The organism is Lacticaseibacillus manihotivorans DSM 13343 = JCM 12514, assembly GCF_001435035.1.
GTDB lineage: Bacteria > Bacillota > Bacilli > Lactobacillales > Lactobacillaceae > Lacticaseibacillus > Lacticaseibacillus manihotivorans.
Genome location: NZ_AZEU01000055.1, coordinates 15,132 through 30,207, shown reverse-complemented (window position 1 = coordinate 30,207; position 15,076 = coordinate 15,132). Strand labels below are relative to the sequence as shown.

Annotated in this window: 15 protein-coding genes; 2 read left to right on the top strand and 13 right to left on the bottom strand. The window is 47.2% G+C overall.

Going from position 1 to position 15,076, the window contains the following annotated elements:
• Positions 1 to 133 precede the first annotated feature (133 nt).
• The 6 genes from FD01_RS03620 to FD01_RS03595 form a co-directional block, all read right to left on the bottom strand.
• The gene (locus FD01_RS03620) at positions 134 to 682 is read right to left on the bottom strand and encodes a 5-formyltetrahydrofolate cyclo-ligase (RefSeq protein ID WP_225436186.1); all 549 of its coding nucleotides are present in this window, start codon (positions 680 to 682) and stop codon (positions 134 to 136) included.
• Positions 683 to 748: 66 nt separating this feature from the next.
• Entirely contained in the window at positions 749 to 1,435 is a 687-nt protein-coding gene (locus FD01_RS03615) for an EAL domain-containing protein (RefSeq protein ID WP_056962640.1), read from the bottom strand.
• 209 nt (positions 1,436 to 1,644) lie between these two features.
• Positions 1,645 to 2,517: an ROK family protein gene (locus FD01_RS03610; protein ID WP_056962638.1), complete on the bottom strand. Its 873-nt coding sequence runs from the start codon at positions 2,515 to 2,517 to the stop codon at positions 1,645 to 1,647.
• A gap of 293 nt (positions 2,518 to 2,810) precedes the next feature.
• Positions 2,811 to 3,554, bottom strand: coding sequence for a class I SAM-dependent methyltransferase (locus FD01_RS03605; RefSeq protein WP_056962636.1), 744 nt, complete (start codon positions 3,552 to 3,554; stop codon positions 2,811 to 2,813).
• A gap of 193 nt (positions 3,555 to 3,747) precedes the next feature.
• On the bottom strand, positions 3,748 to 4,539 hold the full coding sequence (locus FD01_RS03600) for an HAD hydrolase family protein (RefSeq protein WP_225436272.1): 792 nt from the start codon (positions 4,537 to 4,539) through the stop codon (positions 3,748 to 3,750).
• 124 nt (positions 4,540 to 4,663) lie between these two features.
• Positions 4,664 to 5,653 carry an aldose epimerase family protein gene (locus FD01_RS03595; protein WP_056962633.1) on the bottom strand — a complete coding sequence of 330 codons (990 nt, stop codon included), beginning with the start codon at positions 5,651 to 5,653 and terminating at the stop codon, positions 4,664 to 4,666.
• 198 nt (positions 5,654 to 5,851) lie between these two features.
• Between FD01_RS03595 and recA the strand changes: the two genes are divergently transcribed.
• Positions 5,852 to 7,072, top strand: a complete 1,221-nt coding sequence (recA, locus tag FD01_RS03590; protein ID WP_056962631.1) for a recombinase RecA — start codon at positions 5,852 to 5,854, stop codon at positions 7,070 to 7,072.
• A 56-nt stretch (positions 7,073 to 7,128) separates the two neighbouring features.
• Here recA and FD01_RS03585 read toward each other — a convergent pair whose 3' ends face one another.
• The 3 genes from FD01_RS03585 to FD01_RS03575 are packed head-to-tail and all read right to left on the bottom strand — an operon-like array spanning position 7,129 to position 9,565.
• Positions 7,129 to 7,866 (bottom strand): SDR family NAD(P)-dependent oxidoreductase, encoded by a 738-nt coding sequence (locus FD01_RS03585; protein ID WP_056962629.1) that lies wholly within the window; start codon positions 7,864 to 7,866, stop codon positions 7,129 to 7,131.
• 52 nt (positions 7,867 to 7,918) lie between these two features.
• On the bottom strand, positions 7,919 to 8,266 hold the full coding sequence (locus FD01_RS03580) for a hypothetical protein (protein WP_056962627.1): 348 nt from the start codon (positions 8,264 to 8,266) through the stop codon (positions 7,919 to 7,921).
• A 9-nt stretch (positions 8,267 to 8,275) separates the two neighbouring features.
• Entirely contained in the window at positions 8,276 to 9,565 is a 1,290-nt protein-coding gene (locus FD01_RS03575) for an SLC13 family permease (protein WP_056962626.1), read from the bottom strand.
• A 432-nt stretch (positions 9,566 to 9,997) separates the two neighbouring features.
• On the opposite strand from FD01_RS03575, the gene FD01_RS03570 reads away from it, so the two are divergent.
• Positions 9,998 to 10,345 carry a hypothetical protein gene (locus FD01_RS03570; protein WP_054715912.1) on the top strand — a complete coding sequence of 116 codons (348 nt, stop codon included), beginning with the start codon at positions 9,998 to 10,000 and terminating at the stop codon, positions 10,343 to 10,345.
• Positions 10,346 to 10,767: 422 nt separating this feature from the next.
• On the opposite strand, the gene pdxA is transcribed toward FD01_RS03570, so the two are convergent.
• The 4 genes from pdxA to FD01_RS03550 are packed head-to-tail and all read right to left on the bottom strand — an operon-like array spanning position 10,768 to position 15,076.
• Entirely contained in the window at positions 10,768 to 11,796 is a 1,029-nt protein-coding gene (pdxA, locus tag FD01_RS03565; RefSeq protein ID WP_202813672.1) for a 4-hydroxythreonine-4-phosphate dehydrogenase PdxA, read from the bottom strand.
• Positions 11,797 to 11,848: 52 nt separating this feature from the next.
• Positions 11,849 to 12,751, bottom strand: coding sequence for a 4-hydroxy-tetrahydrodipicolinate synthase (gene dapA, locus FD01_RS03560; RefSeq protein ID WP_054715909.1), 903 nt, complete (start codon positions 12,749 to 12,751; stop codon positions 11,849 to 11,851).
• Positions 12,752 to 12,766: 15 nt separating this feature from the next.
• Positions 12,767 to 13,927: an iron-containing alcohol dehydrogenase gene (locus FD01_RS03555; RefSeq protein WP_202813671.1), complete on the bottom strand. Its 1,161-nt coding sequence runs from the start codon at positions 13,925 to 13,927 to the stop codon at positions 12,767 to 12,769.
• Positions 13,928 to 15,076: a sialidase family protein gene (locus FD01_RS03550; protein ID WP_056962624.1), complete on the bottom strand. Its 1,149-nt coding sequence runs from the start codon at positions 15,074 to 15,076 to the stop codon at positions 13,928 to 13,930. It abuts the gene before it with no gap.

The window sequence follows — 15,076 nt, the reverse complement described above, 5'->3', positions numbered from 1 at the left end:
TCATGATACCGCTTGGCAATTGAGAGGGATAGGCGGTCTGTTATTAGGTGCTTACAGACCACTGGCGCCTGGTGGCGGATAGCAAATGTAAAAAAGGTAGGACGAATTTTGTCCTACCTTCACACAAACACTGTTAATCGGTGGTTAATACTGTATCTAATAAGATATCAAAAGGTTCCACTGGCCATTGCGCGGTTTCATAAACCATCACTGGTGCCGCCAGCGTCACCGTTGAGCCTTGATATTGCGCCAAGAAGCGGTCATAATACCCACCACCAAAGCCGATGCGGGCATGGGTGTCTTTGGCATAAGCAATGCCTGGCACGATCAAGAGATCCGGTTGGTTATTCACGAGTTCGGCGTCGTAGGCTGGCTCTGGGATCCCGAAGCTACTTTTAATGCGCTGGTCAGCACCTGGATCTGGTAAAAAGGCCATTTGGCGATGTGGCATGCATTTAGGCAACAAGACCGTTTTGCCAGCGGCCAAAGCTGCTCGCATAATCGGCTCAGTTGGCACTTCAATGGGACTTGAAACCGTCAAGCCAACGGTTTTAGCTTGTTGCCATTGCGGCAAAGCCATCAATTGTGCTAACAATGCTGGCGCAGCTTGGGTGGTTGCTTGCGCAGCATGTTGCATTTTTTTGATCTGAGTCTCACGAAAAGCTTTTTTCTCAAGGTTCAAAGGCGGGCCTCCCCAATTTTTGACCATTATAACAGCCGCGCACTTGTGCACGGCTATCTTTTTGCTTTAAAAATTCCAATGTAGCTGATTGCCTTTAGGTAATGGCGCGGGTTTGGCTAAATAATAGCCTTGTAAAATATCACAAGGATAATCGCTTTCCAGCTCTGCGACGCCAGGCGCAGTTTCGATGCCTTCAATAGCTAACGTCTTGTGTTGGTTTTCGGCGAAATTATACCAATAGTCGAGTTTCGGGGCGATTTCTGGAATATGATCAAACGGCCGTAAGTTCTGCAAAGCAAATTTATATTCATCCACGTAAGGGGCTAGTGCGGTAACGAGATCTAAGTTATTACTCCCAGTCCCCACATCATCGATGCATACTTTCAACCCTGCATCATGAAACCGCTTGGCCCCGCGTTGCAGTTGTTCTAAGGTGACCGTATCGTCTGCACGTTCAGTCAATTCCGTGATCAAAGTGATCGGCGTGCGCGACTGGACCAAGGCGACGGCTTCGACATAGTCAGGATCGATGAATTGGCGCTGTTCCAAATTAAAAGAAATCAGCTCCGTTGTAAAGTCGAGGTGGAGCAAGGCTTCTGATGGCATGCGACGAATGTCTGTGGCTGTGATCGCATTAAAATCAGTCGGTAGCGACCACCGACCGTTTTCATATTCACGTGCAAATAATTCAAATCCGATATGCTGGCGCCTGCCGTCACCAGAGAACTTGGATTGTCCAATAAATCGACGCATCCCAATCACCACCCTAGAAAGCACTTACATCCAATTACCCCTATTATACTGTAAAACTGCGTATGTTAGGTAACTTTACTTAAAAAAACGCATGCATCGAATAGTCGAGTTTAATTTTACCAAATTATCCGCGATATGACGACTAGCTTAACTAAAAAAAGCCTTGATCGCGACCCGCGTTCGGGTTTTGATCAAGCCTTGGATACGTTTTAACCTAATACTTGCTTAGCTAATGCAAAGTCACCAACCGTCGCTGATGAATTGTTAGGCATTTTAGACGTGACGATCAATTCCGTCAAGTCAGGCGTTGCCACGTAACCATTGTTGTACTTTTCAAAATAGTCACGCACCATTGGCAATTCGGCATCAGACAACACGGACCCGCCTAAAATAATTTTAGCTGGGCGCAAGTTGACGTATGTATTGAACAGCATTTGCGCAATGTAGTCGCTGATGAATTCAAACGCCTTGTTATCCCGCGGCAGATCTTGTCCAGGAATGCCGGTGCGGCCTTCAAGCGAAGGCCCTGCTGCCATGCCTTCAAAACAATGGCGACCATGGAAAGGACAAGTGCCTTGATAATCATCATCAGGCCGCGGCACGCATAACGCATGGCCCATTTCAGCGTGGCCGGTGCCACCGATGAACTTGCCGTCTTGGATCGCGCCACCACCGATGCCAGTCCCGATAGTGAAGTAAACTAATGAATCAACATCCTTACCAGATCCGCCAATATATTCGCCATATGCCGAAGCATTGACATCAGTTGTGAAGGCAATTGGCACATTCAAAGCGGCTTTCAAAGTGCCGACCACATCAGCGCCAGCCCAGCCAGGCTTTGGCGTGGCCAACACTTGGCCATAAGTGGCAGACTTTTTGTCGATATCGATTGGGCCAAAAGAGCCAATGCCTAATGCAGATACCGGATGAGCCGTGAAGAAGTCGACACATTTTGCTAAGGTTTCAGCTGGCGCGGTGGTTGGAAATTGCGCCTTTTCGATAATGTTGAGTTCACTATCCCCAACTGCGACCACGAACTTGGTCCCGCCAGCTTCAATGCTACCAAATAATTGTTTTGTCATGTACGTAAGCGCCTCCAGATTTTGGTTCTAGCTTATCACAAAACTGCACGCAAAAAAATGAATCCAACAGACAAAGTTGGCTGAACAGCTAATACCGAGTCACGATCATGCGCACAAAAAGACCAGCGACCGCCATAAGGGTCCCTGGTCCATCTATCGTTTCACGCCCGCGATCTTATCAAGAAGGAGAAGATCGTCACTGCCACTACCCGTCATCCCACAAACGGTTGCGCAAGAGATGCTCCCAACTCTTGCTCTTTGAGTATAGCAGGTTTAGAAAGCGCTGTCACGTTTTATGCCTCAGCGCGCACGCGCAACCGGCGGTAATCAGCTTCCCAATGATCACCATGCCACAACTTCGCATCAAGCGCGTCATCAAGGCGATCAAACAAGGCCTTTTGTTGATCCGCTGAAAGCTGTTCAAGATCACTGGCAAAAAATTGTGCGACCCAGTTGCGCAAGCCGGCGCGCCCATCTTTTAATGGCGTTGGACGATCATAAGCGTCTAAGTCGACTTTTTGAAAGCCATGTCGCGTCAATAAATCCCGATACTCATCCACACTAGGGAAATAAAACGGCGATTGATAGTCGATGTCAAACTTCGCCAGTTCAGCCTTGAAGCCATCCGTAATGGTTTGAATATTGCCTGCTCCGCCAAATTCCGCCACCAAGATCCCGTTTGGCTTCAATAACCGGTGCATCACATTGGCTAAGCGGTCTTGCGCGCGGATCCAATGAAAACAAGCATTTGAAAATAAGGCATCATATTGGGCGGGCTTGCCGGCATAATTTAAAATATCGCCGAGCTCAAAATCAACCGCAGGAAAATGGGCAACGGCTTTTTCCAACATGGCTTCGCTTTGATCCACGCCAACGACATCAAATCCTGCTTCCGCAAGTTCCTGGCTCAATTCACCTGTTCCACAGCCAATGTCTAATACTTTGCCTGGTGCCGCGGGCATTAGCGATAACAGCGATTCACCATATTTAAAGACAAAGTCATGTTTGGCATCATATTCAGTTGCATCCCATTGCATGCTGCGTCACCTCTTAAAATTTAATTAGAACATTAATATCGTATCATAATTTTACGGTTTTGTCTGGCTTTGAAAAGCTTAGTGGCTGGACCAATCGTCTTAATTCGCTTCTATTCCCCGAAATAGCACGGCTCACGAGATGTCATGTCATTGGCCAATTTGAGCCCAAATAAAAAGCCGGTTCTCACCGACTTTACAGTAATTTGAATCGTTGCAGTGCTTGGGCGACGCCATTGTCGTTATTCGTCGACGTCACATAATCAGCATCCGCTCGTAGCGCTGGTTCAGCGTTACCCATCGCGATTTGCACCCCAGCAAAATCCGCCATCCGCACTTCATCATAATGACAACCAAAATACACGATGTCCCCAGCATATAACCGATAACGCGTCATAATATAATCGATGCCACGCGTTGGCCGCGCATCGCGACTGACGATATCGAGTTGTCGATCCCCGACTGTGACAATGCGAATGTCGCGTAAATGCAGGCGATGAAGGAACTCGTTGACGGCTTTGGCCAAGTGCGCTTCAGGCAACATTAACGAAATCATGTACACTTCTTTAAGCTTGGTATCAAACAACTCTTGCAAAGGCAAGACTTCCAAACGTTTGCGGCCTAGCAACTTGTAGCGCTCACCAGTGGCTTCTTTGACGGCATACCCATGCACGGCATCAAAAACGCTGATACCAAGATCTGGAAAGCTGGCTAATAATGAGCGCACCAAGGCCATCATCGCCAATGCTTCCAGCGGCCAAGCACCGAGTAAGCCCTTTTTGCCCGTCCGTGGCGCATAAATCAGTGCACCATGAAAGGCGATTTGCGGCGCGTCAGTTTGAAGCCGTTTCAACACGCCGTTGAGTTCAAAAGGGGCGCGGCCGGTGATGATCGACAGCGGGGCGCCTAAATTATTCAATGCCAAAGCCGTGGTGGTGGTCAAGTTGCCTAAATCATTCAGCAACGCACCATCTAAGGCCGTAAAAATATACTTAGCGATGGTACTCGCCTCCTTAAAATAGACAACGTTTACATTCTACCACTTGAATAGTCATGGGCCTAGCGTATTTGTAGGCACAGCTCACTTTTATTCCTAAAATCCGCCAGTGAGGTTAAAATTCAAACTGCCAACTGGTGGTCAATCGATACGGTTGGCCCGGCAACAAGGTGATGGCAGACCAATCCAAACCACTAGCTGGTGGGATCTGCGCTTCTAAGGCAACGCCTGCATGTTGGCCAATATTGTGCGCGACGCCAGTATGATCAAAATGATTGGCGGTATAAATCACGATGCCAGGTGCCGTCGTGGTCAGGTGCATTTTGCGCCCAGATTCCCCGACTAACGTGGCTGCTTGTGCAGATTTATTCAAAAATGGATGGTCAAAGCCAGCCCCATCGAGTACTTGTGGCATCACATCGCCTAAGCGTTGCCCTTGCGTGAAATCAAATGGGGTATCCGCAACCGGTGCCCAGCCATCGATTGGCAAGTGATCCGTCAGTGGCGCATAGAAATCACAAGCCAACGTCAACGTGGTGTCATCGACTGTCGAGCCTTCGCCATCTAAAGCAAAGTACACATGGTTGGTCGGGTTAAATAAGGTTGGTGCATCAGTGGTGGCGTCAACGTGATAAGTCAATTTATCTTCATCATCTAAACGGTAAGTGACAGTCACGCGAACATTTCCCGGGAAATCATTATGACCGGCTGGGTCTAAAAAGGTGAAATAAACTTCATCGTAGTCGGCAAACTCGCGGTAGCTGCCAGTAAATACTTGGGTATCTAAGCCTTCTGCCCCACCGTGGATCGCATTTTCACCTTCACCTTTAGGCAGGACGATTTCTTGATCACCAAAACGCCATACATGTCCTGGCAAGCGCCCGACCACACGCCCTACCGTGCCACCTAAAAAGTTCCGCTCTTGATCGTAAGCTTTGGGACTATCCAACGATAGAATCAAATTGTCGCCAGCCGGCGTCAGAATTTTCTCCAGTGTGGCACCATAGTTGAGCACTAAAGCTTGTAAGCCATTGTGATTGGTCATGGTGTATTCATATTCTTGCTCACCATTTTTGGTACCATAGCGTGTCATTGTGACTGTCATATTGTTGAGCTCCTTTATCATTATTGTTATTTTAAATATACCCCATTGCGCGCCCACGTCAACGCTTACATTTTGGGGCGATTCTTGGACAGCGACCGCCTGCTGGCATATGATAAGGAAGGAGAAATTTGTTAAAAAGCTTGCGTCATCGGAACAAATGTTCGATAATAGAGGAAGCAATGATCCAGGAGGGATAACATGGCATCTAAATCAACCAACTCACGTGAAAACGTCAAAGAAATCACTGACGCCGACGCACGCCAAGTCGCCTTAGACAAGGCGTTGAAGAAAATCACCAAAGAATTCGGTGATGGCGCCGTCATGAAAATGGGCGAAAAGTCCTTAACCAATGTCGAAGTCGTATCCACTGGGATCTTGTCCTTGGATGCTGCCCTCGGCGTTGGGGGCTTCCCACGCGGCCGTGTCATTGAAATCTACGGCCCAGAATCCAGTGGTAAAACCACCATCGCACTGCAAGCCGTCGCTTCTGTCCAAAAACAAGGTGGTATCGCCGCTTATGTCGACGCGGAAAACGCGATGGATCCAACTTACGCCAAAGCCCTTGGCGTCAACATCGACGAATTACTGTTGTCACAACCAGATACTGGTGAACAAGGCTTAGCCATCACTGACGCCTTAGTATCTTCTGGTGCCGTCCAAATCGTGGTCGTCGATTCTGTCGCTGCCTTAACACCAAAGGCTGAAATCGATGGTGAAATCGGGGATCAATTCGTCGGCTTACAAGCGCGGATGATGAGTCAGGCTTTACGTAAGCTCACCGCCCAAATCTTCAAGTCTCAAACCATCGTGATCTTCATCAACCAAATCCGTGAAAAAGTCGGCGTGATGTTTGGGAACCCAGAAACCACGCCAGGTGGCCGCGCCTTGAAGTTCTACTCCACCATTCGCTTGGAAGTCCGTGGCTCCAAGCAGATCAAAGTCGCCGGTGAAGATGACCCAATTGGGAAGACGACCACCATCAAAGTCGTCAAGAACAAAGTTGCGCCGCCATTTAAGAAAATCGAAACCACGATGACTTATGGTCACGGGATCGAACCTGTCGATGACATGTTGAACTTAGCCGTCAACCATGATGTCATCAAGAAGTCTGGTTCATGGTACAGCTACAAAGACGAACGCTTGGGCCAAGGGGCGCCAAATGCCGTCAACTTCTTGCGTGAACATCCTGATATGTTGGATGAAATCACCACGAAGATGCGTAAGCTGTTGTTTGATCCAGAGCCAGAAGCTGACGCAGAAGACGCTGAAGCTTCTGACAGCAAGAAGCCTGCAACTAAGAAAGCCGCTGACAAAGCTGACGATCCAAAGCCTGAAACTATTAAGCCTGATGTTTCATTTGATGATGACAAAGGCAACGATGATAAGAATAATGGCGATGGTCCGATCCAATTAGTTTAAGCTCACTGACAAAGGCCCGAAACGACATGTTTCGGGCCTTTATTGATGGGCGTTGATCAAATCATCAACTTGCCCCCGCTGACATTTAAACTTGCGCCAGTGCAAAATCCGGCTTTTTCAGATAAAAGAAAAGCGACGGCTGCTGCCACTTCTTCAGGGGTTCCCAAACGTTTCAACGGGATCTTGGCTAAGACTTTTTCACGGTAATCAGCATGCCACTGATCAGTCATCGCACTGGCGATCGGCCCGCAGCACACGGCATTCACACGAATATGATCTTCGGCAAATTCTTGAGCGAGATGTTTGGTTAAATAGGTGAGGTCCGCTTTGCTAGCACCATAGCTTGGTGCGGCATTAGGATGTGGGGTAACAGCCGCTGCTGACGTAATATTTACGATCGCCCCACCACCTTCTGCCACCATGATCGGTAACACCGCTTGACTCAGCATAAAAGCACTCGTTAAGTTGACGCGAAGCACTTGCTCCCACTGTGCTAAAGAAGTTTGTAGCGTTGCTGTGCGACGCATCACACCAGCATTATTGACCAAACCGTCAATATGACCAAACGCCATAGTCGCCGCGCATACTAGCTGGTGCACAAACTGTGGGTCACTGATATCACCTGCCACTGCAATTGCGCGACGCTCCAAGGCTGTCACTTGATCTTGGACAGTTGCTAAGGCATCAGTATCACGACCACACAAAACCAAGTTATCGCCTTGCTCAGCTAAGGTTAAAGCAATCTGTCGCCCAATGCCATGAGAACTGCCAGTTACCATCACCACTCGTGTCATAAGATCCCCTCCAGACAAGAAGCAGGCATCCGCGGATGCCTGCTTCTTTAGGTTATGCTTGCAAAATGTGAATCGCAAAACCACCAAATTCACCAGCGAGATAAATGTTTTTCAATTTTCCATCATCATTATACGCGGCAGTATCTTGGTTAAACTCAAAGCCTTTGCCTTTAAGTTCAGCAACTGCCGCTTCAAGATCTGGTGTTTTCATTGCGATATGACCATTTTTTCCTAAGAATGGCTGCCGCATGCATTCAAACAAATTACCAGCAAATTCAGATTTTTGGCCTGCGCGAGGCGTCAGATTAAACAATTGACTCAACAAACTCGCAAGGTCTGCTGCTTCTTTGGGACTATCTTGATTGATCCCGATATGCGCTAATTCAAATTGACAAGCCATGATTGCCTCCTATGCTGGAAATACCAGCAGTGCGCCAACAGTTAAGAACAATAGTCGAATGAAGTACTGTGGAATGGTAAACTTCCAAAACTCGACAGCGGTATATTTCCCTGTGCCTAAGATCAAAGCCGGCATCCCGTCGATTGGCAGGAAGTGACCACACCAGCCAGCCATGACGATCGCAGAAGCGGCAGCGCGTGGATCAATGCCTAACTTCGTGCAAGTGGCAATGGCTAATGGTGCAAACACATAAACCGTCCCAATGTTGGTCCCAGTCAAGGTCGCCAACAAACTGGTCAAAATGCATAATACGAAGATCAAAACAAACGGATTGACGTTAGTGCCTAAGACTGCGGCAACGGTTTTACCGACTAAGTTCGTTAAGCCGGTACTCCCAAGGGCATTGGCAACCCCGATGACCCCAGCAGACATTAAGATAATTGGTGCAGAAATCGCATCGCGGATCTCATCAAAGCTCAAAACCCCAGTAATCAAGATCACGGCAACAGATAACCCAGCGATCGCATAACCAGCATCACCGATCTTGCCTTGTAACAACATCCCGACAACCGCAGCGATGAAGACGACGTAAGTGACGTTTTCTTTCCACTTTGGGAGCTTAACGAGATTTTCTGCCACTTTCTCAGGATCTTTGCCTTGGTCATCTTCCTGACCTTTGATTGGATGATCTGGCATGAACTTATATTGCAAAATACAGTTCAACAAGAATCCTGCTGACAAGAAGACGTTAATGATAGCAAACTTCAAAACTGAAACATTTTCGCCGATCCCAGCAGACTTCAAAACCGCAATCAAGATCCCATATTGTAAAGCAGTGTTGAATGGGATCAATGGATGGTTCGCCGCAAAACCTGCAGGCATTAACACCTTAGATGGTGGTAATTTCTTGTTATAAGGCAACGTGGACAAGATTCCAATAGTCAAGACGTAGAATGCGGTCGACCCAGTCCCAAACAAACTGGTGAACAACATGACGATCAAAATGATCAATATGTATGACCGCATCCCACCTTTATTAGCGAGGTTGAACATTGCTTCTTTAAATTTCACGATCAAAGTCGTTTTCTGCAGTGCGGCAATGATCGCCATGAATTCGGCCAACATAATAATCGTCGAATTCGCAAATCCGGCAAACGCGCCGGCGATATCTGAGATCCCGAAGATTACCAACAGCAAGCAGGCCAACAGTGGTGGTGCACCGAATGGTAATTTATCCATCATGATCAACACGATCATGACGACCGTAATAGCGATCGCAATCATCATTTGAATTGTCATAGTACCCTCCCATTTCATCTGAGAAAAATAATGGCTGATCGACGGTTATCTCATCTCACGAAACTATCATACAAAACGGCAAAGCGCTTTCAGAGCAAAAAACTGTTTAATGTTGGACCATTATTTATTAATTCACAATTGCGATTTGTGGATGCGTTTACAAATGAAACACCCACGAAATTTGAACAAGTTCGGTCATTATAACGCCTTACAGGCCGTATGTGTTAACTGTATTAATTCGGAAATCTGCTGTATTTCAGTCCAGATTTTACCCAAGTGTAAAATTTCACGTGAAATCGTTGTCACAGCTGCTGTTAAAAATTGAAACAGTCCAAGTCCTCGCTTTGCTTTTCATTTTCAGAAAAGTGCCGTATGCTGTTTTTGGATACAGTTCAATAAAAGTATTAATACAGACTATTTTCGGAGGACTTCATGAAATTTCTTTCTGCTTTGATCGTGCCATTGTTTGCTTTTATGGCAAACAGCTTCGCCCCTAGCAACGTGAAAGCTGACCAAACCTGGTTACGCTTCAACCAAAGTCAACAAACCATCACGATCACCGATTTATTTAACGATAAGCAAACACAGACTGTTCACTACACGCATTCAGGCAACCAATGGAAAGTCGCCAAACAAGACTTACCAACTGGCGTTAAGAGTTACACCATCACGATCAACCAACACACTGCGACGGTATCAGAACAAAACGCCACTGGCACCACGCGCAATCAGGTGGCTTATGCCACTACCAACAACACTTACAGCACTGACGCTCAATAATTGAGCAACCTGGCTAAGACAACTTTTCGTCTTAGCCTTTTTTGATGCAATCAACGTCTGGCAGCGTGAGTGTTTCATGCCGCCACCTGGCGACAGTGGTTTACTCTGTTTCAGTGATTTGGCAAAACGGAGGTGAATGGGACAATTGCCTGTGGGAGTGAAATCAAGTAAAACGCCGGTTTGTGGCGGTTCACGCAGATTTCATCGGCGGGCTTTGCCGATTTCTGCAGACGGCCGCACTGGCAACTTGTCCAATTCACCGCAGTGACGCCAAATCGTCGGAGCCTACAGATTTTCGTGCCGGAGGCATATTGGTATAGATTGCTAAAACACTCACGATGCCGGACAGCGTAAACAAAAAGAACAAGACAATGTGTCTTGCTCTTTTTTAGGCATCAGGCTACGGAACCGATCCCATTTATTTACTTGTTGTTGGCTAACTTCACGGCGTAGTCAATGGCATCTTCCAAACTAATTTCGTTAGCGGTGCCTTTCAATGATTGATCAAAGGCAGTACCGTGATCCACACTTGCACGAATGATCGGCAAGCCCAAGGTGACGTTCACACCGGCAACAGCACCCCACTTATGTTTAGCTTCATCATATTGGAAACCGAGCACTTTCAACGGGATATGACCTTGGTCATGGTACATTGCGACAACAATATCATACCAACCACCGATGGCTTTAGGGAAAATAGTGTCAGGTGGCACTGGGCCTTCAACATCGATGCCATCAGCTTTAGCAGCATTGATCGCTGGAATGATCTCATTGGCTTCTTCATTGCCGAATAAGCCATTTTCACTGGCATGTGGGTTTAAACCGGCAACGCCGACTTTAGGATGGGCAATGCCCAAACGCTTGCAGGCGGAATCAGCGATGCGGATCACTTCTTCGACGCGCGGTTCTTTAACGAGATCACAAGCATCACGCAAGGCAACGTGAGTGGAAACATGGACCACACGCACATTCTTATGCGCTAGCATCATGGTGTAGCTAGCGGTATTCGTGAAGTGAGCGTAAATTTCAGTATGACCGGCAAAGTGGTGGCCGGCAAGGTTCATCGCTTCTTTGTTCAACGCGTTGGTGACCGTCGCGTCGACTTTCTTATCCATCGCCAAGTCAATGACTTTGCGAACATATTGATAAGCGGCATTGCCAGCCATGGCGCTGACTTCGCCGAACTTCAATTGATCGATATCCACTAAGCCCATGTCCAAGACATCCATGGCACCGAATTTGAATTGCGCTTCAGAAACGTCATGAATGATATTCAGCGGCATCCGCCGATCTGGCAAAACCGTCATGACTTTCTCGAGCACATTGGCATCCCCGACCACCAATGGCCGGCATTTTTCAAACAGCTCAGCATTTTGAAATGCTTTTAATGAAATTTCCGGCCCAATGCTCGCTGGGTCGCCCATCGTGATCGCAACAATTGGTTTTGCCATAGTAATTGCCTCCAAATATTTAAATCAATTTTGAAACGTTCTGTGTTGATCCTTAGTTCACGAAATATTCACCGTATGTGGCTTTAAGCACTTCAGCAATTTTCGTCTTTGCTTCTGGCGCTAAGTAGTTGAATGGTGCGCGAGTCGGGCCAACTGGGCAGCCAATCAAGTTCGTTGCCACTTTGGTAATGGTGTTCGGGTTCCCTAAGGCAAACAAGTTACGCAATGGGCGAATCGAATCTTGAGCTGCCTGTGCCCCTTTGAAGTCGCCTGCTAACCAGCGGGTGTAAATCGATACCATGATGGTTGGTAAAACGTTAGCAACCGCCGTGATGCCACCAGTACCACCTGCTTGCAACGTCCACAAGATCAACGCATCGTTACCTGAGATCACATGGAAGCCGCGGTCGCGAGTCAATTCAATGTATTGCAAAATGTTATCGAAGTTGCCGCTAGAATCTTTGACGCCGACGATATTTTCAAGATCAGCTAAGCGACTCACCGTTTGTGGCTTCAAAGCATTGCCAGTGCGAGCAGGAATGTTATACAGCAAGATTGGGGTATGTACCGCAGCATTGATCGCGGCATAGTGGCGATAAAGTTCTTCTTGGCTAGCTGCCGCAAAGCTTGGGGTAATGATCGACAACGCATCAGCGCCAGCCGCTTCGGCTTCTTGTGATAATTGAATGGTTTCAGCAGTGGAAACACAGCCTGTGCCGACATACACTGGTACACGGCCAGCAGCCTGGTCGATCACTGTCTTCATGACTTCAAGTTTTTCTTCGTGGCTTAAAATATAAGCTTCACCATTGGTCCCTAAAGTAAAGACGCCATCCACACCAGCAGCGATTTGACGATCGACTTGATGACGCAATTCCGTTAAGTTCACTTGTTCATTATCATCTAACGGCGTAACCATTGCGGCGATGATCCCAGTAGCGATTTCTTTTGTCATGTTAACGCACTCCTTTTAGTTTAAGACTGAGCGATAAATTTGTTCGACGTCAGCTCGGGTAAGAACTTTCATGTTGTGGTCCAGTAAGCGAGTTTGTTGCAAAGCAGAATCGATCAAGAAATCAAGATCTTCCATTTTCACTCCGAATTGCTTGAGATCCGTTGGAATATCAACGGCTTTGACGATTTCAGCGATTTTGTCGATCATGAAGTCTGCTTTTTCATCTGCAGTGGCCAAGTTGTTGTCAGCAAAGACAAAGTCTGCCAGGCTGGCCAATTGTGGTGTGATCGCATCTTTATTGAAAGCCATCACTTGTTTGAATAAGATCGCATTGGAAACCCCATGGGCAATATGGAACTTCCCACCAAGTGGATAAGACAGTGCATGCACTGCCGTCGTCCCAGACGCAGTGATCGCAACCCCGCCGTAGAAAGCACCCATTAACAAGGCTTCGCGGGCATCAATGTTATCAGGTTCAGAATAAGCGGCGACAATATTTTGGAAAATGTACCGCGCACCGATTGCCGCAATATCATTAGAGAACGTCGTGGCATTCTTAGACGTGTAGCACTCCACACAATGGCTCAACGCATCAACAGCGCTGGCTGCCAAAATCGATTTAGGTAACTTACGAACATTATTGACGTCGAGCAAAACCAAATCCGGTAGCATCGAACCAGATACGATCCCGAATTTCACTTGCTTTTCAGGAATGGTGACGATCGCATTGATCGTCGCTTCACTACCAGTCCCAGTAGTGGTTGGGATCATCACGGAAGGCACTTGCTTCTTGGCGATGGAAGCATCTTTGATCAGATCTTGAATCGTGTAATCAGCACCGCGCAATAAGCTGATCAACTTCGCAGCATCCATGACACTGCCGCCGCCGATGGCAACGATCACACCAAAGTCATATTGACTGACTTTATGCAGTAATTCATCGACTTGAACGTAACTTGGTTCTGGCTTGATCTCATCTTCAATTTCATAGGCGATGCCTTCTGCTTTGAAATATGCGGTCAACGGATCAACTAAGTGGTTAGCTTCAATGCCTTTATCGGTGAACAACAACACATTTTGATTGGTTTGTAACTTGATCAATTCACCGAGATGTTCCGTCAGGTCAGTGCCGGCGTAAATGCTGCTCGGCATTTTTAAAAATGCACTAGTTGTCAATTAAGCTTCCTTCTTTCCTGATTTCACCCAATCTTCACTGAAGCGCAAATATGCGATCTTCTGGCGGAAATAGGTAAAGGTCAACAACAGATCCCCATTGCTTGCTTGTTTGATCGATGGATAAGAGAATTCACGATTCTTCTTATCTTTTGAGTTGTTGGTTAAGGCAAAGCCATCACCGATCGCGACATTGCGATGCTCTGGCCAAGTCAGCCCACCATCTGAAGATAATGCCACTGTCATTGGTGCCCGCGGCGCTCCCCAAAAGGCATGCAAGACGCCATCATCTGGTTCATCGTCTTTATCTTCCAAACCATCGGAATAAAGGCTGGTCCGCCGAACTTTGGCATCAAGTTTTGACGCATCGTTATAAGCAATCGCTAACTTGCCATCGGCCAACACCGTGAATTGAATGGAAGAATTGTTATTCGGTAATGCCGTTTTTTCCGGTGCGGTCCAATGCAAGGCATCTTTGCTAGTCGAGCGATAAATGTTATCTGCCCAACGCGAACGGTAAAAAGCGACATAAGTGCAATCAGGTAACGGTTGAATATTCATATGGACACAACCTAAGCTGTCAGGTACTGGATATTCTTGCCAGGTCTTACCTTCATCAGCAGTCGCGATCACGGCACTGTAGTCGTAGCTACCATCCCAAGGTTTGCCATCATTTTTGATCACACAATGGAACACTGGCAATACCCATTGCCCCTCAGGTGTCACTTGCACATCTTGGCGAATGAATAATCCAGTTTGGCCTGGGAACAACACGGTTTCTGGTCCCCAAGTATGGCCATCATCTTCTGAAATCCGCCGTTTAATGATCGCTGTATCTTGATTGCCGCCATCTTGAGAGGTGAACAACAACCACAATTGACCAGTTGGTGATTGGAAAAACATCGGATTTTGATCGGAGCGACCCGGATTATCTGAAACTTGTTGTGGCAAGGTCCAAACATCAGTCCCCGCAGGCAAGCGCGAATAATAAATGCTGATGTCGCTTTTACCTTCTTCACTACCGGAGAACCAAGTACATAACACATTTCCGTTAGCTAGCAACGCAAGATTTGAGGCGTGACTTTGAATGCCAGATTCTGGCAACGTCAACGCTTGATCAAAATGGTCAGTTAAGCTGTCTTGTAATTGCAT